15 protein-coding genes and 4 tRNA genes are annotated in these 21,724 nt (G+C 49.1%); 7 read left to right on the top strand and 12 right to left on the bottom strand.

Features of this window, described 5'->3' with window-relative positions:
- Nucleotide 1: 1 nt before the first annotated feature.
- A complete protein-coding gene (locus tag TERTU_RS08670; RefSeq protein WP_015817414.1) occupies nt 2-1,339 on the bottom strand; it encodes a Na(+)-translocating NADH-quinone reductase subunit A in 1,338 nt (445 codons plus the stop codon).
- A 510-nt stretch (nt 1,340-1,849) separates the two neighbouring features.
- On the opposite strand from TERTU_RS08670, the gene mfd reads away from it, so the two are divergent.
- Nucleotides 1,850-5,323 (top strand): transcription-repair coupling factor, encoded by a 3,474-nt coding sequence (gene mfd / locus TERTU_RS08665; RefSeq protein ID WP_015816970.1) that lies wholly within the window; start codon nt 1,850-1,852, stop codon nt 5,321-5,323.
- On the top strand, nt 5,323-6,330 hold the full coding sequence (locus tag TERTU_RS08660; RefSeq protein WP_015818387.1) for a CsiV family protein: 1,008 nt from the start codon (nt 5,323-5,325) through the stop codon (nt 6,328-6,330). Before mfd ends, TERTU_RS08660 begins: the two co-directional genes overlap by 1 nt.
- Nucleotides 6,331-6,523: 193 nt before the next feature.
- Here the strand turns inward: TERTU_RS08660 and TERTU_RS08655 are convergent, their stop codons facing one another.
- From TERTU_RS08655 to TERTU_RS08625, 5 genes are all read right to left on the bottom strand, one after another.
- Entirely contained in the window at nt 6,524-6,742 is a 219-nt protein-coding gene (locus tag TERTU_RS08655) for a cold-shock protein (protein ID WP_015817879.1), read from the bottom strand.
- A gap of 1,015 nt (nt 6,743-7,757) precedes the next feature.
- Entirely contained in the window at nt 7,758-8,867 is a 1,110-nt protein-coding gene (locus TERTU_RS08645) for a mechanosensitive ion channel family protein (RefSeq protein WP_015820912.1), read from the bottom strand.
- A 693-nt stretch (nt 8,868-9,560) separates the two neighbouring features.
- Nucleotides 9,561-10,592 (bottom strand): beta-N-acetylhexosaminidase, encoded by a 1,032-nt coding sequence (nagZ, locus tag TERTU_RS08640; protein ID WP_015819859.1) that lies wholly within the window; start codon nt 10,590-10,592, stop codon nt 9,561-9,563.
- Complete coding sequence (locus TERTU_RS08635; protein ID WP_015819244.1) at nt 10,579-11,226, bottom strand: TetR/AcrR family transcriptional regulator; 648 nt, start codon at nt 11,224-11,226, stop codon at nt 10,579-10,581. Before TERTU_RS08635 ends, nagZ begins: the two co-directional genes overlap by 14 nt.
- Before the next feature lie 928 nt (nt 11,227-12,154).
- Complete coding sequence (locus TERTU_RS08625; protein ID WP_018014391.1) at nt 12,155-12,430, bottom strand: hypothetical protein; 276 nt, start codon at nt 12,428-12,430, stop codon at nt 12,155-12,157.
- Nucleotides 12,431-12,607: 177 nt separating this feature from the next.
- Between TERTU_RS08625 and lexA the strand changes: the two genes are divergently transcribed.
- Both lexA and TERTU_RS08615 read left to right on the top strand, forming a co-directional pair.
- Entirely contained in the window at nt 12,608-13,210 is a 603-nt protein-coding gene (gene lexA, locus TERTU_RS08620; RefSeq protein WP_015818916.1) for a transcriptional repressor LexA, read from the top strand.
- Nucleotides 13,211-13,221: 11 nt separating this feature from the next.
- Nucleotides 13,222-13,647, top strand: a complete 426-nt coding sequence (locus TERTU_RS08615; protein ID WP_015818610.1) for a cell division inhibitor SulA — start codon at nt 13,222-13,224, stop codon at nt 13,645-13,647.
- 544 nt (nt 13,648-14,191) lie between these two features.
- Here the strand turns inward: TERTU_RS08615 and TERTU_RS08610 are convergent.
- Both TERTU_RS08610 and TERTU_RS08605 read right to left on the bottom strand, forming a co-directional pair.
- A tRNA-Asp gene (locus TERTU_RS08610) sits at nt 14,192-14,268 on the bottom strand.
- 199 nt (nt 14,269-14,467) lie between these two features.
- A complete protein-coding gene (locus tag TERTU_RS08605; RefSeq protein ID WP_015817986.1) occupies nt 14,468-14,962 on the bottom strand; it encodes a flavin reductase family protein in 495 nt (164 codons plus the stop codon).
- Nucleotides 14,963-15,178: 216 nt separating this feature from the next.
- Here TERTU_RS08605 and hemN point away from each other — a divergent pair, with 216 nt between their 5' ends.
- Both hemN and TERTU_RS08595 read left to right on the top strand, forming a co-directional pair.
- Nucleotides 15,179-16,594 carry an oxygen-independent coproporphyrinogen III oxidase gene (gene hemN, locus TERTU_RS08600; protein ID WP_015817085.1) on the top strand — a complete coding sequence of 472 codons (1,416 nt, stop codon included), beginning with the start codon at nt 15,179-15,181 and terminating at the stop codon, nt 16,592-16,594.
- 302 nt (nt 16,595-16,896) lie between these two features.
- Complete coding sequence (locus TERTU_RS08595) at nt 16,897-17,979, top strand: MBL fold metallo-hydrolase (RefSeq protein WP_015817712.1); 1,083 nt, start codon at nt 16,897-16,899, stop codon at nt 17,977-17,979.
- Nucleotides 17,980-18,341: 362 nt separating this feature from the next.
- Here the strand turns inward: TERTU_RS08595 and TERTU_RS08590 are convergent, their stop codons facing one another.
- Nucleotides 18,342-19,334, bottom strand: coding sequence for a carbohydrate porin (locus tag TERTU_RS08590; RefSeq protein ID WP_015819645.1), 993 nt, complete (start codon nt 19,332-19,334; stop codon nt 18,342-18,344).
- Between the two features lie 143 nt (nt 19,335-19,477).
- Between TERTU_RS08590 and TERTU_RS08585 the strand changes: the two genes are divergently transcribed.
- Complete coding sequence (locus tag TERTU_RS08585; protein WP_015819565.1) at nt 19,478-21,061, top strand: methyl-accepting chemotaxis protein; 1,584 nt, start codon at nt 19,478-19,480, stop codon at nt 21,059-21,061.
- 288 nt (nt 21,062-21,349) lie between these two features.
- Here TERTU_RS08585 and TERTU_RS08580 read toward each other — a convergent pair.
- The 3 genes from TERTU_RS08580 to TERTU_RS08570 all read right to left on the bottom strand — a co-directional run bounded on the left by TERTU_RS08580 (nt 21,350) and on the right by TERTU_RS08570 (nt 21,702).
- A tRNA-His gene (locus TERTU_RS08580) sits at nt 21,350-21,425 on the bottom strand.
- A gap of 19 nt (nt 21,426-21,444) precedes the next feature.
- Nucleotides 21,445-21,521, bottom strand: a tRNA-Arg gene (locus tag TERTU_RS08575).
- A gap of 104 nt (nt 21,522-21,625) precedes the next feature.
- Nucleotides 21,626-21,702, bottom strand: a tRNA-Pro gene (locus TERTU_RS08570).
- Nucleotides 21,703-21,724: the final 22 nt, after the last annotated feature.

Raw genomic sequence — 21,724 nt, 5'->3', positions numbered from 1 at the left:
TTTAACCCTCCTTCTCGATACGAGTCAGGTTATCGCGAAGAATGGGGCCGTACTCATATTTGCCGGAACAAACAAAACTACACAATGCCAGGTCCTCTTCATCCAGTTCCAGGCAGCCCAGTTTCTGAGCCATTTCGGTATCACCAACAATCAACGAACGCAGCAGCTGAGTCGCCAGAATATCGAGCGGCATAACCTGCTCGTAACTGCCGGTGGGCACCATTGCCCGTTCACTGCCGTTACAGGACGTGGTGAAGTCGTATTTTTTACCCTTCATAAGGGTAGAGATGTAGATTGGCAGCGCTGAAAAGCGCTTCGAGCCTGGCACGACGAAATGCATAAAAGGACGTTCACGTCCTTCTGCAAGCACCGAAACCTGGTTGTGATAACGCCCCAGGAATGCTGTCGGGCCGTATGCGTTGCGACCACCAAAAACCGACCCTGAAATCATTCGGTTTTCGCCAGCTTTAAGCTGCCCTGCGGTCAGCTCTTCGAGGCTTGCGCCCACGAGGGTACGAACCAGCCGCGGGTTCTCCATTTGTGGGCCACCGAGAGCAACTACGCGCTCTGACGCCAATTCACCCGAGGTGAACAGATCGCCTATCGCCATAACGTCCTGGTAACCAACACTCCATGACTGACGTTCGAGACTCACCGGCGCCAGGAAATGCATGTGTGTTCCCACGTTGCCTGCGGGGTGAACGCCACCGAAGGTTTCATAAGTTGCAACACTGCTTTGCGGTACGGATGCACCCTCTGCATGACAAACGAACAGTTTGCCCTCAGTGAGTTTGCTCAACACCACCAGCCCGTTGATAAAACTCTGCGGGCGTTCGTTAATAATCAGCGTTGGGTCAGCAGCCAGAGGATTGGTATCCATTGCGCTAACAAAGATTGCGGCAGGCACTGCATCCAGAGCAGGCGCCTTGCTGAAAGGACGTGTACGGATAGCCGCCCACAAACCCGCGTCATTCAGGTTGTCTACCACCTGCTGACGTGCGAGATTTGCAAGATCACTTTCACTGTACTTCGCGAAAGTTTCGGCTTCGCCACCTTCAACATCAATAACTACAGACTGCAATACGCGCTGGTAACCGCGATTAACAGCAGACACAGTCCCTGATGCTGGTGCAGTGTAGCGCACCCCTTCGGTTTTTTTATCGGTGAACAGGAGTTGCCCTTTCTTAACTTTATCGCCTTCCTGAACAGCCATTGTTGGTTTCATACCGTGGTAATCGAAACCTATAACGGCGACAGAGCGAATCGAAGGGCCATCTTCAATGGATTGCCGGGGTTCCCCGGTGATCGGTAAATCCAATCCGCGACGGATCTTGATCATACGTCTTGCCTAGTTTAGAGATTGAGATGAGTTGTTTTTGAAAAAAGAAACACACCGGCGATCTGCGCCGTTGCGTCAATATTCTTAACGTCCAGTTCTACCTAACAGTGAGCCCCCGCATCGCGCGAGCCTTGTGAAATCTGTACATTCGACATCTGCGGCGTGGATTTCCACCGTCCCGAGAAGCCCACCAAAAGAATAGTTCATTTCTCGCAGAAACACGGTCTCTCGGTGGCGGGCGTCAGCTGCGATATGGATATCCAGCATAAGGGCGCCCTGAAAAAATCGCGCCAATTATAAGGATCAGATGGAGTCAACGCCAGTCACATCCGCAAAAAAAAGCATTAACCTGTTGTTTTTACGAACACTTTTTAAAGGAAGACCTACATCGGTCAAAAAGTTATAGCGCTAACCACTTTGCAAGCAGCAACCTTCTATGCTCTGGCTAGATCACCCACAAAACTACCTAAAGCGGATAGAATAGCCGCCCCTTAACCAAAGCTTGATGTAATGAAAGACGCCACATTTCTACCAGAAATCCCCACAAAACCCAATGATAAACGCAGTTGGGGCCAACTGATTGGCTCATCTGGAGCCGCACTTTCAATTGTGGAATCGGCACAGAACTTTTCAGGCAACTGCGTCGTAGTGGCGCCGGATATGGCTACCGCGGAAATATTTAAAAGCGACATCGAGGTATTGCAAAAGGGTCGCAACAACGGGCGCAAAGTTTACCTGTTTAACGATTGGGAAACACTCCCCTACGACAGTTTTTCTCCTCATCAGGACATCATTTCAGAGCGAATGCGGTGTCTGTATCACCTGCATGCGAGCGACAATTGCATCATAATTGTTGCATCTTCGACACTCTTGCAGCGTTTACCCCCGACCGACTATATTCTAAGCCACAGCCTGGTGTTGAAAGTTAACGATCAGCTCGACCGAGAAGAATTTCGCCATCATTTAACCAATTCAGGATACACCAGCGTAGACACCGTATACCAGCACGGCGAATTTGCGGTGCGCGGTGCATTAATTGATGTATACCCTATGGGAAGCCGCGCAGCTTATCGCATCGAACTTTTTGATGACAGCGTAGACTCCCTGCGGGAGTTCGATCCGGAGACCCAACGGACAATCACCCAAGTTGAAAGCATCGAGCTGTTGCCCGGAAAGGAATTTCCCTTCGACAAGGCCGGAATCAACGCTTTCAAAAGCCGTTGGTATGAAACCTTCGACGTAGACCACAGCGCGTGCCCTGTGTTTCAGGACATCAGCTCAGGATTATCCCCCGCCGGGGTCGAGTATTACTTACCATTGTTTTTTGATGAAACGGCGACGTTATTCGACTACCTAGCGGACGCCCCGGAAAAAACCTTGCTCTTTGTGCATGAGAAGGTTCCGCAAGCCATCGAAAATCATTGGAAAGATATAGAAAGCCGCTACTTAAGCCGCAATGGTGACCGCGAAAGACCTATTCTCCCTACTCACCGGGCATTTCATCCAGTCAACGCGCTATACAGCGCGATGAAACCCTATCCAAGAGTCACCTTATATAATCAATCGATAGTAGAAGGTAAAGGAAGCGACAACTTAATGCTTTCTACGTCCCCGGCGCTGAGTGTGGACAGTAAAGCGAACAATCCGCTACACCTCCTTGAGTCCTTCCTGAATCGGACCGATAAGCGGGTACTTTTCTGCGCAGAGAGCTCCGGCCGAAAGGAAACGCTAAAAGAACAGCTAAAAAAAATTGGTGTACGTCCGGAAGAATCGACTTCGGTCTTCAGCTTCCTTGAAAGCCAGCAAAAAATCGCGATTACCGTAGCGCAACTCGACAACACCGTTAACTGTCAGCAACCCGGTTTCATTCTGATTGCCGAACAACAGCTGTTCGGCAACCGCGTACAGCAACGACGTCGGCGCAGTAAGAACGCGGAAGACCCCGACAACATCATTAAGAATCTCACTGAGCTTAAGCTCGATGCACCCGTAGTGCACCTGGACCACGGCGTCGGCCGCTATAAAGGCCTACAGACGATAGAACACGATGGCCAGGCAGATGAGTTCCTGGTTTTGGCATACGCAGACGACACCAAGCTCTATGTCCCGGTTGCCAACCTGCATATGATCAGTCGTTACAGCGGCGCCGACCCGGCGCTGGCACCACTTCACCGGCTTGGCAGCGAAACCTGGCAAAAAGCGAAGCGAAAAGCCGCAGAACAAATACGCGACGTCGCAGCAGAATTGCTCGAGATTTATGCAAAGCGGAAGGCCCGGCAAGGGTTCAGTTACGACAATCCCAAGGAGGCCTACGATCAGTTCGCCGCAGGGTTCCCGTTTGAAGAAACGCCAGACCAGCAATCAGCTATTCGTGCAGTCCGCGACGACATGCTCTCAGCGCAACCCATGGATCGCCTGGTCTGTGGCGACGTCGGTTTCGGAAAAACGGAAGTTGCGATGCGCGCTGCCTTTATCGCTGTACAAAACAGCAAACAGGTTGCGGTTCTGGTACCTACAACACTGCTGGCACAACAACATTTCGACAACTTTAAGGACAGATTCGCAGACTGGCCGGTAAATATCGAAGTCGTCTCCCGCTTTCGCAGTCAAAAGGAGCTCACCAACGTACAGCAGAGACTCGAACAAGGCAGCGTGGACATTCTCATTGGCACGCACAAATTGATACTAGGGGACTTCAAGTACCCCAATCTGGGACTGGTAATTATCGATGAGGAGCATCGCTTTGGCGTGCGACAGAAGGAAGCACTGAAGGCGTTGCGGACAGAGGTCGATATTCTCACCCTAACAGCAACACCAATTCCACGCACACTTAACATGTCGATGAATGGCATTCGTGACCTTTCGATAATCGCCACACCGCCCGCCAAACGGCTATCGGTAAAAACCTTCGTGCGAGAGAGCGACGACAACCTTATAAAAGAAGCGATACTGCGAGAAATTTTACGCGGTGGCCAGGTTTACTTTCTGCACAACGAGGTAAAAAGCATCGACCGGCGTGCACAGGAGATACAGGCGCTGGTGCCCGAAGCACGTATCGGTATCGGCCATGGTCAAATGCGCGAGCGAGAGCTGGAAAGTGTGATGTCAGACTTCTATCACAAGCGCTTTAATATTTTGGTCAGCACTACGATTATCGAGACTGGGATTGATGTCCCTACAGCGAACACCATCGTCATTGAGCGGGCTGACAAGTTCGGTCTGGCCCAACTCCACCAATTGCGGGGACGTGTTGGGCGCTCCCACCACCAGGCTTACGCTTATTTGATGACCCCCAACAAAAAAGCCATGACCAATGACGCCCTCAAGCGCCTGGAAGCCATCGCAGAAGCGCAAGACCTGGGCGCGGGGTTTACTCTCGCCTCCCACGACCTGGAAATTCGCGGTGCAGGCGAGTTGCTCGGCGACGAGCAGAGCGGGCAGATGCAGGCCATCGGCTTTTCGCTTTACATGGATATGCTCGAGCGGGCGGTGAAAGCGATTCAAGAAGGTAAAACCATCGACCTGGATCAACCGGAACAGCAAGGCGTCGAAATTAATCTGCGCATCCCGGCACTGATCCCAGACGACTACCTACCCGATGTCCACACTCGCCTGATACTATACAAGCGTATCGCCTCAGTAAAAGATGAAGCCGACCTCAATGAACTCCAGGTTGAGATGATAGATCGTTTTGGGCTGCTTCCGGAGCCCTTGAAAAACTTGTTCCGTCAAACACAGATACGCTTCCAGGCAGAACAAATGGGTATCACCAAGGTCGAAGCCAGCAGGCAGGGCGGCCGCCTTGAGTTTGCCAGCCAGACTCAGGTCGATCCGCTTACAATTGTTAAGCTGGTTCAAAAAATGCCACAACATTTCCGACTCGACGGCGCAAACCATTTAAAATTCAGCTTTGACATGGAAACCCCTGAGGAGCGATTGCACCAGGTAACCCATGTACTTACTCAACTACAACAGGCCAGTTAATGCGATTTTCTTTGTCTTTGCAAAATGCCGTGCTTTCGGCATTGATGTGTTTGCCTCTCCCCCTGTACGCCCAAACCGAAGACCAACAGGAAAGTTGGTATCAAGTGGAGATACTGGTTTTCAAGCGAAACCAGTCAAACGCTACGCAAGAGGTATGGCCAAAGAATATCGCGCTCGCCTACCCCCCCAATGTCCAATATTTACGCGACCCCAATAGTGACGCAGCACAACCACCAGAGGTTACAGATAGCGAATTTAGCTCTGACCAGAGTACTTCATCAGAGCCTGTCAATACGCCTGACACCGCACTAACAGAGCGGGAGCCAGATCCAGAACAGCAAGAAGAACCCTTCGTACTTTTACCCAAAGACGCGATGTTCATTCGCGGTGCAGAATACGCCATCAACCGTGATCGATCACTCTCGCCACTGTTCCATGCCACCTGGGCGCAACCTATGAAGGCACTTAAAGATGCACCAGCGATTGTTATACAAGGTGGCGAAAGTTACGGGAATCATCACGAACTCGAGGGCACAATTACGCTGAGCGTAAGCCGTTATTTGCATTTACATACAGATCTTTGGCTTGCAGAATACGAAACCAACTACGGACAGGCTGACTACCATTGGCCAACGATTCCCCTTCCTCCAGAGCCAGAAACCCTGGAGCTGACAAGCACGAGTGACCTCGGCTTGGGCAACCTTCCGCTAGATACAGGCTTCAATCTCAATACAAATCGCTCTGGAAGCGTCAATGGAATAAACCTCCAAGTTGGAGGTGCTACAGAATTCAACCCCACTAGCGCCGCTGTTACCGGCCTCGACTCGACGCTACTTTCAATGGCAGATCAGCCCTTTTTGGTGAAGCACATAGTAAAACTTGATCAGAAGCGGCGCATGCGCAGCAATGAGTTGCATTATATTGACCACCCGGAATTGGGAATTATTATCAAAATCATGCCGTATATCCCTTCTCACCAGGAAACAGAACAGACAAGTCAGTCTTGATCGGGACGCCACTCTCAAACAAGACTCAATACAACCCCATCTTACAGACACAAAAAACCCGGCATCAGCCGGGCTTTCTTGAAAATACCGTTCCAGAAATACTAGTTTCGGGAGCTGGCTTTAATAAACTCGAATAACCTTCGACTGCAAACTGAAAGCATCCGACGGGATCGTCCTTATTGTTAAAACGTATCTAAACTGCTGATACGTCTTCCGCTTGAAGTCCCTTTTCCCCTTTCTGAAGTTCAAACTCTACTTTTTGCCCTTCAGTCAAAGAGCGGTAACCTTCGCCACGGATGTTTCTATAGTGAACAAAGATATCTTCGGATTCTTCGCCACGAGTGATAAATCCATACCCTCTCGCACTCGCATTGTTGAACCATTTGACAGTGCCGAGTTCTCGAGCAGCCATGTCACACCTCATTTAACTTTTTATTATGTTAGTTCCTGGGTTTTTTTGTCCCCTTCGCCTTGTCTCGAAGGTCGTTGGCGCATAAATCAAATACTGCTGCGATTATTTAACTTCGTACAATTGTATGACCAGTAAAAAATTAAACTTCGCAAATAGGACTTACAGCTAACACGGACTTTGTGACCATAAGGGAAAATAAACTTAATGTCTATAGTTTAAAAAGCGGAAGGCAAAAAGCGGCGCGTGCTTTTGTGAGCGTATCCGCTAAAACATCTTTTAGATTGTTTAATTCAGCAATTTTCTCCAACTAGACGGATCAGTTCATATGTGTGGTAACCGCTTAACCAAATTACTGGATGACTAAACTCTCATCAAAATCTGGCATTTTTATCTACCCAAAGACACCACACACATCAAACATGGTTACTTGGCAGACGATCTACACACACGCTTCCGCCAACGCCCCATGATTGAGCAACCGGGCGGACCTTACTCACAGTCCATACTCTCGCGGCAAGTCCTTCGCACCATCGGTAAGCGAGCACCAACCCAAGAGCAAAATTAATTCGCTGAATGCGACTACAAAAAGTATTAACTTCGAATAGACCCATTCAACGATGCAAGTGAGTGCACACCCCATATAAAAACTGAATGGCTTCGCAAGCGCAAACCAAGCTAGCCAATCAAATATGAACATACACGCCAAAAAATATTACGAAAGCACACATAACCCCAACATAGGAAAGACGCTCTTCGCGCTCTCCTGCTCAAAAATAATGAGACCTGAAGCACGAAAACGAACAGCCCGCATTGGTCAACTCCGCGCTACCCAAAGCCAGTTAAACGGGTGAGACTTATCAGACGTTGGCGAAGCGAGAATGAAAAACTGGCGCATAATACATTGACCAACCCCCGCAAGCGTCGCGGACGATATAACCTCAACTCTAACCTGCCTCGCTCCAACCCCTTGCTCACCAATGCGCTAGGGGGCACTTCTTTGAATTGCCCCAGGATTCTACTCAGATAAATTTGACTCAAACCGAAGCGTATCCGGTACATGCAAGGTGGAGGTGGGAAAGGCACATTGCGCACCATGTTTTTGAATAATATCCAGAATCTTTAACAACACATCCTGTTTTACCTCGTGGTATTTCACCCACTCAGTGGTGTGAGTAAAGCAGTACACGAAGAAGTCTAGAGAGCTCGTGGCAAACTGATTAAAATTAACTATTAACGTGTTATCTGAATCAATTTCTGGGTGCGACCTAAGCATCGCTTTTACGTCTACAATTATCTCCCCCATTTTCACCCCATCATCGTAGCGGATACCGACCGTTTCATAAATGCGCCTGTGGGTCATGCGTGAGGGATTTTCAACGGAAATTTGCGTGAACGTGGAATTTGGAACGTACAGTGGGCGCTTGTCGAAAGTCCTGATGCGCGTCAACCGCCAGCCTATGTCCTCCACAGTGCCCTCAATATTTTTGTCCGGAGAACGCACCCAGTCACCGACAGCAAAAGGCCGATCCAGGTAAATCATCAAACCTCCAAAAAAGTTAGCCAGCAAATCCTTCGCTGCAAAACCCACTGCAATACCCCCAATACCCCCGAAAGCCAGCACACCAGAAACGCTATACCCCAGCGACTGCAGGCCCACCAAAACGGCCGTGATAATTACCGAGATACGCAACAATCTACCTAAAGCCATTGCCGTGGTTTTATCCATCGGCTTATGGGTGAATTCGGCGTCCATCAAATTGGCTTCGGCACGAGTGATAAAGCCGTTGAGAAACCACACGCTTATCACTATAGCGCCCAACCGGCGCACCCAATCGACTGATGCCAACACAATTGAATCCGCGTGCTGGCCTGCTATTTCAGCCGCCAGGGTTAACCCTATCCCCCAAATCAGCCACTTTAATGGGCGCCTAACACTAATAACCAACGCATCGTCCCAAAGATTGTGGGTTCGCGCAGCCCTGGATTCCAACTTAGCCATAAACCAACCGGCAATGGCCGCTGCCAATAAAGTCAAAAAAACAATAACAAAACTATCGGCAATCCAAAGGTTGGACTCACCTATCCCAGCCGCGAATGCGGTACGTATCGCCTGTAAAATATCCACGGGTATTAACCTCTTGCTTAAATGCTTATCAAACCAAAGCCTTCCACAAAAAAAAGGAGTATTGATGACAGTTTTTTAAATCAATTATTGTCGACTGGGCCATCAAAAAATAATTACACACACAAAAGCAACAAGACCTCCCTGAAAAAGAAACCTGAAGCGCCCATAAAAAAGAGAAAGACTGAAAAATAAAGCCAACGCGGATTCACAGATGTGCTGAGAGAAAAACCATGAATGAAGCTTAGCTGTGAGAAAGTGCATCGAGGTTGATATCGAAAGGTGTGTCCAAACGTTATCACGGTGCCGGCTTGCATAATTTTTACAGATCTCGACACCGTAAGTTTTATTTGTTCACAATGTAAAGTGTAGCCTTTGAATTCTTAGGGAGCCTTTTACAAACCTAAATATCAAGACACCCAACTTTAACTCGCCCCGAATTTTACTAAACCCAAGTTTAGTAAAATCCAACCGGAAAGGATCAGAGCTTTTTCAGCGAATCAAAACCCATAGCCCGAACACACATACGAGCGCGCTAATAAAAAATCGAGAAACTACGAAACTCCCACAGAACCTGTAGTTTGACGCGTCGTGGGTGGAGCTGTAATGAACCTCGCCATCAAAGCTTTATAACTCGCCCCCATGACACGCATATTTCGCCTCAGCAAAGGCGGCGATCCTCACCGACAAACACCGCTAGCTACGTGCAACTAAGCTCTCGAGTTGAGCTCGTACTCCCTTCGCTCGGGCAGACCCGCGTAGAGAATCCCACTCGAAGCACCGTTTGGCACGCATGCATTCGAGCCGAGATGGAAATACAGTCGAGAAGGTCGCATCAAGGCGAGCCAACGCCTCTTGCGCCCCGGCTGGATTATTGCAGATCAAGACACTATCGCAGCCTGCCGCCAATGCTTTGAGTGTACGCTCGCCATAATCACCCGCAGTGACCGCGCCCTCCATTGTGAGATCATCGCTGAATATAATACCGTTAAACCCAAGGTCCTCACGCAGAACCTGCTGCAACCAGAATGAGGAAAAGCCCACAGGTTCCGAGGCTATTTGGGGGAAATGAATATGCGCAGGCATGATGGCTTCGAGCTTAGGGAGTAATGCTTTGAACGGCTGGAGATCGTGCCTGGCCACCTCGTCGAAACTACGATTATCCACCGGTAACTCCAAGTGGCTATCTTCTACGACGCCACCATGGCCAGGGAAATGCTTGCCTGTGGCCGACATGCCAGCTTCAATTAAACCATCTGTTAGCGCTTCAGAAAGGGCAATGACAGCCGCAGGATCTGGTCCAAAACTGCGACTCCCAATAATCTGGCTACGGCAATCGTCCACATCCAGCACCGGCGTAAAGCTCATGTCCAACCCACACGCAATGAGCTCCGCCGCAAGCAACCAGCCCGTTTCATGGGTAAGTGCCAACGCCTCTACTGGCGACTTAACATAGAGATTTCCCAGTTGCTGCATCGCCGGAATAGGCGTGAACTCGCCACCAAAGCGCTGCACCCGACCACCTTCGTGGTCAACAGCAATGACTATGTTCGGTGAGGCCTTGCGAATTTCAGCGGTTAATCCACAAAGCTGCATAACATTGGTGTAATTACGGGAGAAAAGAATTACCCCGCCTACCCAAGGGTTTTGTAGGAGATTTACGTCACTTTCAGAAAGGGTTGTACCGTCAACGTCCAGTACAACCGGGCCTAACTCAGGTTGGGTCATGGGGTGATCTCAACATACCTGCCAAAGCAGGAACCATCAAATGCAAAACTTCTTCAAGCTCAGTATCGGTGCTGTAGTCTGTATTCAAAATAGAGCGCAAAGAATCAAAACTCGAAAGAGTAAACACTGCCGCGCCAAGCATAAAATACAAGCGCCAATAAAACTCAACAGGTGAGACGCCCGGCATGGTTTTATGCATTAATGTGGTCATCCGATGGTACGTTTTACCAAAATTAGCGACCAAGTGATGCCGTAGGTGTTCCTGCGACTGCGTGTAGGCCAAATTTAACAAACGCGTTAAGCGTTGCACGCTAACACCACACACAGTAGTGGTTTTTAACATTGTGTCTAAAACACAGGAAATTACCTGCTCCGCGCTCGGCGCTCCACCTTCCGGTTGTGCAGCCTCCAAACTGTCAAGCTCCTTCTCCAGAATCTCGCAAAAAGGTTGCAAAAATTTAGAAAAAACCGCCTGAATCAACTCTTTTTTTGAACCAAAGTGATAGTTCACTGCGGCCAAATTAACATCAGCCATACCGGTAATCGTTCGCAGCGACGTTTCCGCGAACCCCCGCTCAGCAAACAGCACTAACGCTGCGTTGAGGATTTTTTCTACTGTTTCAGCCTGTGCCATACCCTGCTCCTCTTGGGATTTTTATGCGCCTCATCCAATAACTTGCGGCGCCGGTTTATATGCTGGAGTTAGATTATTTTTATTGGTCTAACCCCACAATATAACCGCTTATATTATATACAACGACAATGTTAGATATCTATGAATACACCTATTTTTCAACCAGTTAACCCACAATTTTCAACGGTCATCAACAATACACACTTATCGTATGTAAATCATCAAATCAGGTTCAAAAAATCTTGCGTTCGACACAAAGGCAAACCGTTGCTACAAAAGAAGGGGCATTCATTGAAACCAATAGTGGATTGAATAACGACGTGGAAATTGGTAAGTCAAACAGTCGTTCTAGCGCGCCACGACGCCACAGTTAGTACGTAACATCACATGCTACTCAATTTTCCAAGCAGTCTTGCGTTAGCCACGAAGTATCCCCCGGAACACAATAGATACTACACAGTTAGCCCTGAGACGAACTGTTCACTTGTTCCGCTTTTGCTCAGCCATTTGCACATCAGCCCGACTACGCAACCTTCCCTTTTTTCTTATCGAGTCGAAAACATCTGTAGTCTCAACAGTCGCCTGTTTTTCCGACCGCCGATTATTCGACTGCATGGTATAAATTTTTTCTTCGTTTTCAGCAGGTTTTGAAGAAGGCTCACCCAGTGTGTTCAGCCAATAAAAAGCGCCCGTTATGCAAACGTAAACAAGCCATTTCACAACGTAGGAAATGCCGACATAGTCGCGGCTATCTATTTTTTGAGCGTACTCAAGAAAATCCCTGTGGGCCGCGGCTATCACGAAATAGCTCGCGAACAGCACTGCGGAGGATATAATTAGTCGCTTATAGTGCTTCCAAAGCGCCGTAACTATCAAAGACTTTGTTAGAAACTTGAACATTGGTTTTTACCGCTGAGCCGCAAATTCACTAAGACCAGAACGAAATACCCAAGGCCGCGAGCAATGCGACTATAGTTTTGTCTTTGAGTTCTGATTTGAGTTTATCTTCCTCTTCTTTAACGATGACCTCTAGAATCTCATCGTCATAATCTTCCGGACGCTTACCATGTAAATAAATCCGGGTCCTTGCTCTATCTATTGCCTTTTCCCGAATTCTTGATTGGATTCGCCCCTTGACTCTTCGGATATGCCGACCGACGAAGCCTCCCTTCTGGGAGCTTAGCTGTTTTTCTTCAGTTTCCATTATTAACCTGTAGCAAGGGGTGCTCGCACTTTCTTTCCACCGCCTGGGTAACCAAGTGACGGATGTGGTTGCACCGCAAAGAATACTGTATATAATACCAAATACTGTATAAACAAACAGATATAAATTTGGTATCACCTAGCCGCCAATACTGCACCCTTTAAGAGCGAGAACCGTATGATCAAACTCACAGCTCGGCAGCAACAAATCCTCGATCTTATTCGAGATCACATCGCTGAAACCGGCTACCCACCTACCCGGGCGGAAATCGCCGAAATTCTGGGGTTTAAATCCGCGAATGCTGCAGAAGAGCATCTTAAGGCGCTCGCTCGCAAAGGGGCTATCGAGATGATCGCCGGTGCCTCACGCGGCATCCGCCTTCCTGAAGTTCAGTCTGGCATACCCCTGGTTGGCCGCGTTGCCGCTGGTAGCCCGATCCTCGCGCAAGAACACATAGAAGACTACTGCGACATACCCCATAACTTTTTTAGCCCAAAAGCGGACTTCCTGCTCACCGTTCATGGCATGAGCATGAAAGACATCGGCATTCTTGACGGAGATTTACTCGCCGTCCACAAAACCGACCAGGTACGAAACGGCGATATTGTAGTGGCCAGAATCGATAATGAGGTCACCGTAAAACGTTTCAAACGGGAGCGCAATCGTGCGCAGGTAGAATTATGGCCGGAGAACCCGGATTTCAATGTCATTGAAGTGGATTTGCGCGACGCCAACTTCGCTATCGAAGGATTGAGTGTCGGCGTAATACGCCGTTCATAGAGGACTTACCAATGGCCGCTACCCCATTACATTCAGCAAGCCCAGCGCAAGCGGCAGGACCTCGTGCCCGCAAAGCCCTGGACCATGGCGTGACTGAAATCATTATGTCTCAGAGCGAGCCACCGTTCGCGCTGGCGCTCCCGATGCTCGCGCATCTGAGCAGGTCGGCCAATAATCGCTGGTTTACCTGGATTACCCTGACGCCCATTAGCAAGCAGTTTCTTGTTCAGCAGGGCTTCAAATTGAACAACGTCAGGTTGGTTTATGCGAAGGATGAAGAAGATGCCAAGTGGATGTTCTGGGAAGCACTGAATAACGGCCGCAGCGATGTAGTTGTCACTGCCATAGACTGCTTGAGCGCCAACGACCTTGCCGCACTCGATGCGGCCTCGCAGCACGGAGAGTGCCGAGGTTTGCTCCTGCGCACAAGAGACTAGACAAAATTTACTGGCGAGGCGCATACCCGCGCCTCCAGTCAAATGCCGCGCAACATACCAATCCATGATGCTTTGTGGACAGGGATCTTACAAGTTGCAGCAAAACCGCAGTATCCCGCTCCCGAAGCTGTTGTCTTAATCACATCCAACCAATAAACCGATAGTGCAAACCCAGCTCATATCGCACAGTAAACAGAGAATCGCTGCTCGAACTTCTCAAGGGTGATTTTCGTCTATCAGTCAACGCGGACTGAGAGTCACAAAGCTGCGTTGGTAGTTTAGTGAACCCTACGTATTTAGTCAGCCCTGCAAATAGCACATACAAAAAGCCCCGCTCTCTTGCGAGTGATCTAGACCGGATATTGCGTATGGACGGAAGGGAGTTGACTCGCGCTTGTGGCGCTCATCTTTTCTGTTACGGGAAGGCGCGACTAAAGGTCGTAAAATTGCCTAGGCAATTTAGTGCACCCTGCGCATTGAGCAGCCCTACAAAAATAGCACATACAAAAAAGCCCCGCTCTTACGAGCGGGGCTTTTTTGTATGTGGCGACCCGGAAGGGACTTGAACCCTCGACCTCCGGCGTGACAGGCCGGCATTCTAACCAACTGAACTACCGGGCCGCAACGAGGAGCGCATTGTAGCTATGTTGAGTTCCATGTCAAACATTTATTCTACATTTGGCCAGAACTTGCTCGTAAAACGCCCAATGCGACCTTTTCGACTTTAATTTCCGCAGAAGCAAGGCTGCCGAGATTAACCTAGCGTGTTCACTTGAACAAGCTCAGCGTTAACCGTTCCTCGCCAGCATCAAGCGCAATGCTACAGGTGGCGGTAGGCCCCGTTTATGTAGGCCAGAGCACGTGGTTCACCCGGGGCAACCAAGGTTTGCTCCACTTCCCCCACGAATATCGTGTGAGTACCATAAACCATAGACTGGGACTTGCGGCAAAAGAAGACCGATTGCGCGTCTGACAGGTAAGGTACTCCGCTGTCAGAATGATTCATCCAGGCACCTTCGGTAAACCGACTACTCGCCATTTCCGGGGATGCACAATTGATGGATACCTGTTCATGCTGTGGGGCCAACACATTGATGCAGAAGAAATCGGTGTGACTTACGGCCGAATGCAGCCGAGCTTGCTGATTTACACATACCAGCAGCGACGGCGGCTCGCCGGAAACAGAAGTGACGGAGGTGGCAGTCATCGCATAGCGTTCACCCTGCTCATCAACCGCGGTGACAACGCACACGCCGGAAACGAGTCGACGCATACCTTCAAACATAGTTACAGCAGCTTCGGTAGACTGTGTCATGTGCTTTGGGGGCTCATTGTTTTGTGTCATAAGGGCGGGATTGCGCGCCCCATCAGTGAGGGAACACGTGTAAAATCCACGCAACGTAACCGGCATTATATCTGATGACCATGAAGAAATGGACGGCATTATGGCCGGTGTCCGCGACGTAACCCCGAGACCGTGATCTATGCCCTTCAGCATAGATCCCCATTAAGGCAGCTAGAAAAGAGACCAATGAACGATCAGAAATACAGTAACCTCTGGAACGATGAGCTCATTCGTAAACACGACCTCGCGGGACCAAGATACACCTCCTACCCTACAGCACCCCAATTCGATGAGTCGTTCGGTCGCAATGAGTGGCTTAGAGCCGCAGAAAAAAGCAACAGCGCGAGCGCCCCACTGTCATTGTATTTTCATATCCCATTTTGCGATACCGTCTGTTATTACTGCGCTTGCAACAAAATCATCACTGCGAACAAGAAGCTTGCGATCCCCTATGTAGAAGCGCTAAAGAAAGAAATCGACATGCAGGCCATATACATCGACAGAAGTCGGCCAGTAGATCAACTTCATTGGGGTGGCGGAACACCGACCTACCTCACAGACGAACAGATGCACGATTTGATGGCCCATACTCGATCTGCGTTTAACCTGCTTGGCAACGACAGTGGTGAATACTCAATCGAAATCCACCCCAAAGGGGTTAGCCCTGAGCGCTTGACCAAACTGCGAGCGCTTGGCTTCAACCGTTTAAGCATGGGCGTTCAAGATTTCGACGAAAATGTGCAAGTGGCGGTTAATCGTTTCAACAGCGAAGAGGAAGTTTTAGCGCTCGTACAAGCAGCGCGCGCGCTGGACTTTAAATCCATCAGCTTAGACCTTATTTATGGACTCCCGCTACAAACATCAGCCAGCTTCGCAAAAACCTTGGAACGGGTCCTAGCGCTAAAACCCGACCGTCTATCCGTATTTAACTATGCGCATTTGCCAGATCTGTTCAAAACTCAGAAGCAAATAGACTCATCTCAACTGCCCGAGCCACAGGAAAAGCTAACCATTCTTCGCCAAAGTATCGATACGCTTCTTCAGGCAGGCTATGTGTATGTAGGAATGGACCATTTCGCCCTGCCAGAGGATGAGCTCGCAAAAGCTCAACAGGCAAAAAACCTGCACAGAAATTTTCAGGGGTACGCCACCCATGGGAATTGCGAAATGTTTTCTTTTGGTGTTTCATCAATATCGGCGTTTGGTGATACCTTTTTCCAAAACCACAAGACTATAGACGCGTACTATGCGAGTTTAGGGGAAGACGAACTTCCACTGTGGAGAGGTATCGCGCTAAGCGAAGACGATAAAATTCGTCAAACTGTTATTCGGGAATTGATATGCCACTTCGAACTACCCTTTAGCAAAATAGAATCCCAATACCCCATTGCGTTTAGCAAGTACTTTGCAGCTGAACTGGCATCCTTAAGATCACTGGAAGCCGACGGATTACTGAGCATAGGTGATAACTCTATTGACGTGAACGAGTCCGGCCGATTACTCATACGCAGGATATGTATGGCATTCGACAAATATCTATCGGCCAGTGCACGCGACCAGTTAAATGCTAAAGCCAAGCCAAAGTATTCACGCATTATCTAGCGGATCACAGCGAGACCAGCGCAGAAAGACATAAGACTTGGCTCGCTTACCTTAACGATACCCGCAAGTCCCAAGACAGCCCTTCAAAGTCTCCAGATCGCCGTAAGGCGAGCTGGTTGACTTTTACCTCACAGCCTAACGCATACCATGCATCGGAAGCTCTGATCAACTTAGTAATTTCTCTGCGTGACGAGCGGCGATAATTTGTGCCCGTGGGTGCTACGGGGCTTACAGAAGGCACTAGGTTAATCAAATGTTCCTATACACATTCCATCAGCAACGATGTACCGGAGTAAAACTGCGTGGAAGATCCAGCAATCCAAAAAATCAAGCAAAGGCAAAGCAAAGGCAAATTCCTAAACAGCGAGCCTGTATCTGGCCGCACGATCAAGAAAACCCTGCAGATATTTCTCCGCTTCCTGACAGAAAAACGAATCAATACAGAACCGAGCAGCCAAATACCCGTTGTTCCCCTTACAGCCAACCAGCTCGAACAACTACCCGAAGACCAGCTGTTTATAATAAAGCTTGGTCACTCTTCGTTACTGCTCAAGGTGTACGGGGAGATATGGCTAATAGACCCCGTATTCGGAGAACGCGCATCCCCGTTCGCCTTTATGGGGCCGAAGCGCTTCCACCCCACACCAATCGACCTTAAGACACTGCCATTTATTGATCGGGTACTGATATCACACAACCATTATGACCACCTGGACAAGACCACAATCCGGGCGTTAGCAAACAGGGTCGGCCGCTTTTATGTACCTGTTGGCGTTGACCAAACGCTAATTAAATGGGGGGGCGAACCAGGGAAAATATCCTGCTTCAATTGGTGGCAAGAAGAAAAAATACAGGATGGATTTATCGCCTTTACGCCGACTCGCCATTTTTCAGGCCGCGGGCTCTCAGATGCAGACAAAACACTTTGGGGAGCATGGGTTATCGAAACAGGGCGAGAGCGCTTATATTTCAGTGGCGATTCCGGCTATTTTGCAGGGTTTGCCAACGTGGGTGAAAAGTACGGCCCATTCGATTTAGCCTTCATAGAAACCGGGGCCTACGATAGCGACTGGCCCGATGTTCACATGACACCAGAGCAAAGCCTGCAAGCATACCGGGATGTGAGAGGCTTGCGTATGATGCCCATCCACAACGGCACCTTCGATCTCGCGTTCCACCCGTGGTACGAACCGATGGAACGAATATTTCAACTCGCCAAGCGCCAACCGGGCTCACAACCAGTCCCCCTTTGTACACCAGTTTTTGGCGAAGCACATACGCTCGAATCACTAACCCACACCAAACCCTGGTGGCAACCATTGATGGCAAAACAGCAACAATCAAAACTGGCTGATGCAAAGACACAAAAAAACAGCAAACGGTAATCCTCTAAAAGTCAGCCGAGCGCCGAGAATAGTCGCCTTTTTCGCCCGCTATTCTTTAGCTCTTTACCCGAAATAAGGGTACTGAAATTTATACTCATTTTTTGAAAACCACCTTAATGAAAAAGCCAAACATTCCAACGCTGAGTATTTTGCGTATTCCAGGCCTCGAGATTAAGCGGGCGAGGTTTAAAGGATCGATCAGCGATGATAGGGGTGGCAGGTCGTCTTATAGGGAACATTAGTTTTTGATTGGAATTACTGCTGTCGGTTTTCGGGGCCCCAGGCCGTTTACTCGGAGGCGGTCCTGTCTTCAAGGTCCAGGCACACTTTATTCTCAATGTGAGCGCAAATCGCAACTTTGCTCAAAAGTTCCAATTCACGCGTAAGCTCAATACAAATTGGTTGTCCACCCCTTCCTCTGCGTGGTCCACCCATTGCAGCACTGGCTGCAATGAAATTTCAGCGGGTAAGGCATGTTGCCAATAGAGTTCGATCAAGTTGTCATTGTGCAAATGTTTTTGGGTCACTTCACTGAACATCATGCCGAATTGATGTCGGCCGAACTCCCGAACAAAGCCCAGCATATGATGCTGTCGAATGTCATCAACTTCATCTTCCAGAGCTGACCAGACCGCGAACATTGCCCAGTCCTGATTAATCTGGCGCTGGTAGTTTACGTACCAGCCAGAGATAGCTTCGAATTGACTTTTATCGACCAACTCCCAGTCTCCATTATGGTGCCAAAAACCGTATGACAAGCGGCTGCTGATCGAAATATAACGGCCCTCAAACACATAAAACTGCTCAGCAAAATCCAGATTATCGCGCCCGGCAAAAATGCCGCCAGCCCATTGAAGCCCCTGCGCCGGTTCGTAAAAAATACTGCATGACATTGCTGGATCATAATAGGTGGGCAAGGCAATAACTGTGGGCGTAATGCCAAGCGGCGGAGAGATAAAAGTTTCGGCAACCGGCACATAGGCGAACTCAAGATTCGCGTCAACCTGGCCACATTTTATCCGGGTCTCGGGGTTAAACTGGTACTGCGCATAGGCTTCATATATTTTGCTGAATTTCTCAGCATCGATGTTGGATATACCCTGAAGATTTTGCGTCAATCCTTCACCGTTTTCGCCCCGAAACGCTTTTAGATCACCCGCCAACAACCAGCGGTCGCTTGCTTGCCATTGCCATTCTGCAGTGACCAGCATCCTGTGCGCGCTGTTGTCATCCTGCCTTGAATGGGATGCAACCGAGCTGTCAGTGACGAGATTGAAGCTATAATCAAAATCGTCAGCAAACGCAAAGCTGCTGGTCACCCCTGCGAGTGTGGCCAGCACCAGTGATGTTTTCATCAGTGAGATGCCCAGCAAAGAATGTGCTTTAGGTATAGGAACGCGCGAGATGAGTGTCAAATGGGTTGCTGAGCCCGAGGGGCTTGTTTTAGCTCCGACATCGACTAATGTTTATCTGATTCCCCTACATACAGGGCGGCGCAATGCGAATAAAACACAGTGTTTCGTTGATTTCCGGCGCTGTTCTAAGCCTGGTAGTCGTTCTTGTTACATCCTCCGTTCGCCTGACCAGCGAGTTCACGGACTTGCTAGACTTTATCACCGGACCTGCCTGGTCCACCGCCGATGGTGCGATGGAGGGAACCATTGGCTTGCAGCAGCAAATCATCGCCCTCCAGATGCTGAATCTACATCCGGAGGAACGCAGCTCGCATCTGGCTATGCTGGAAACCGCCGCCGAAATTGCTGACGAATCAATAGATCGAATGTCAGCAGCAAGCTTGATCAGCCAACAATCGACTGCGAAGCTGCGGAAAATCAAACAGCGTTTCGACCAAGCAAAAGTCGAGTTATTAGCTGACCCCACCGACACACTAAAAATTGATGCTTTTGTCAGAGAAAGCCAACTATTACAGACTTTTTTGAGTGAACTGGAGGAGGAAGGCGATAGTACCTTCGAGAAGCAATTTGCTGTCAAAGAGCGACTAGAGCGGTGGTCGCTTTTTCTGAACAGCGCCGGCCTGGCTTTCGGCATCCTGATTTGTATTACAGTCAGCTGGTTTGCCCGCAGGGCAATTTTGAAACCCCTCGATGAGGTGAATAGAAACCTGGCTGAACTCACCAGGGGGGATGCCGACCTAACGGTACGGCTCGGTAGTAATCACAACAATGAATTTGACGAAATATCTCAGTCTTTTAATACCTTTGTCGCCAATATCCAGCAACTCATTCAAAAGATTCAGCATAGCAACCAACTGCTCGGGGACAACAGCGAAACTATTCACGCGGCAATAAAAACTGTGGTTGATGGGGGTAATTTGCAACTCAAAGAGACGACCCAGGTCGCGGTCACCATCGAGCAAATGACCAGGGTTTTGAACGAACTGGCTCGCCATGCTGAATCGGCCAGCTTAAACGCGAAAGACTCAGATCAGGCCATTCATTCCGGCGTGGCTGCGGTACAAAAAGCCCATGAATCCATCCAGCAAGTCCATAAAGTCGTCGAACAGGCCAGCAGCCAGATCCAACAGGTTCAAGCAGATAGCCAGGGCATCGTACAAATGTTAGAGGTGATTCGCAGCATCGCTGACCAAACGAACTTACTTGCGCTCAATGCGGCTATCGAAGCTGCCCGCGCCGGAGAGTCAGGCCGAGGCTTTGCGGTCGTTGCAGATGAAGTTCGAAACCTGGCCTCACGCACACAGTCCTCCACCGTAGACATAGAACAGAATATCAATATGTTAAGCAGCGGGTTAAGCCGCACCGTAACATTAATGAATCAAGTCAATTCCGAAAGTGACGAAGTTGCCGAGAAAAACCTGCTGGCGTTGCAGATGATGAAATCAATATCACAACAAATAAATTTGATGAATCAACTTAACATGGAGGTTGCAAAAGCCTCATCAGAACAAGACCATGCCATTCACGACGTCAGCGCCAGCATGCACAATATCAAACAACATAGTGACGATACCCACCAGCAAGGTGTCCTGGTAAAACAAACCCTCACTGAACTCCTGACGCAAATTTCAACCGTGTCGCAACAACTGGTAAAATTTAAAACGTGAGATAAATTCATCAGGGGCATTAAATAATTCCCCCGAAGGGTTTGCAAAACTCAATTGTGTTTACTTTTATTCTCGGGCGTCATACCTAATTACACTAACTGACGGCACGTTCTAGTTTCAACCTTCCCAAGCTTTCTAACCCCAGGCTTTTTTGAGCATTTCGGAAGTTTAAATTTTTGTTCATCGACACTTACCGCAGAGAATATCAACTACAGTGCGCAACGGCTGGCTAGATGTTCAGGAAAGCTGACTAGGCAAACAGGAAGGTATTGTAAGTGCTTGTATAAATGGGGTGACTGATGGGACTTGAACCCACGACGACTGGAATCACAATCCAGGGCTCTACCAACTGAGCTACAGTCACCATAGAAGGCTTGAAACGATGGCGCGCCCGGCAGGATTCGAACCTGCGACCGTCCGCTTAGAAGGCGGATGCTCTATCCAACTGAGCTACGGGCGCAATACAAACCGGATTGTCGACACTGTTCAATATGCTACACCCTAAAGTGTAAGCAATTTTTGACATAACATGCGTAAACTTTACGGCGTATAAGCAGGCTCGATTGGTCGGAGTGGAGGGATTCGAACCCCCGACATTCTGCTCCCAAAGCAGACGCGCTACCAGGCTGCGCTACACTCCGACGACTCAGGCTGTGGAGCCAT

It is taken from the genome of Teredinibacter turnerae T7901 (assembly GCF_000023025.1).
Lineage (GTDB): Bacteria > Pseudomonadota > Gammaproteobacteria > Pseudomonadales > Cellvibrionaceae > Teredinibacter > Teredinibacter turnerae_B.
The sequence above is the reverse complement of the archived record's forward strand: the minus strand, read 5'-3'. Positions and strand labels throughout refer to the sequence as shown.

Bases quoted from the DNA above. Each gene is read 5' to 3' on its own strand.
- TERTU_RS08670 (WP_015817414.1), bottom strand. From the start codon at position 1,339: ATGATCAAGATCCGTCGCGGATTGGATTTACCGATCACCGGGGAACCC.
- mfd (WP_015816970.1), top strand. From the start codon at position 1,850: ATGAAAGACGCCACATTTCTACCAGAAATCCCCACAAAACCCAATGAT.
- TERTU_RS08660 (WP_015818387.1), top strand. From the start codon at position 5,323: ATGCGATTTTCTTTGTCTTTGCAAAATGCCGTGCTTTCGGCATTGATG.
- TERTU_RS08655 (WP_015817879.1), bottom strand. From the start codon at position 6,742: ATGGCTGCTCGAGAACTCGGCACTGTCAAATGGTTCAACAATGCGAGT.
- nagZ (WP_015819859.1), bottom strand. From the start codon at position 10,592: ATGACCCAACCTGAGTTAGGCCCGGTTGTACTGGACGTTGACGGTACA.
- TERTU_RS08635 (WP_015819244.1), bottom strand. From the start codon at position 11,226: ATGGCACAGGCTGAAACAGTAGAAAAAATCCTCAACGCAGCGTTAGTG.
- TERTU_RS08625 (WP_018014391.1), bottom strand. From the start codon at position 12,430: ATGGAAACTGAAGAAAAACAGCTAAGCTCCCAGAAGGGAGGCTTCGTC.
- lexA (WP_015818916.1), top strand. From the start codon at position 12,608: ATGATCAAACTCACAGCTCGGCAGCAACAAATCCTCGATCTTATTCGA.
- TERTU_RS08615 (WP_015818610.1), top strand. From the start codon at position 13,222: ATGGCCGCTACCCCATTACATTCAGCAAGCCCAGCGCAAGCGGCAGGA.
- TERTU_RS08605 (WP_015817986.1), bottom strand. From the start codon at position 14,962: ATGACACAGTCTACCGAAGCTGCTGTAACTATGTTTGAAGGTATGCGT.
- hemN (WP_015817085.1), top strand. From the start codon at position 15,179: ATGAACGATCAGAAATACAGTAACCTCTGGAACGATGAGCTCATTCGT.
- TERTU_RS08590 (WP_015819645.1), bottom strand. From the start codon at position 19,334: ATGAAAACATCACTGGTGCTGGCCACACTCGCAGGGGTGACCAGCAGC.
- TERTU_RS08585 (WP_015819565.1), top strand. From the start codon at position 19,478: ATGCGAATAAAACACAGTGTTTCGTTGATTTCCGGCGCTGTTCTAAGC.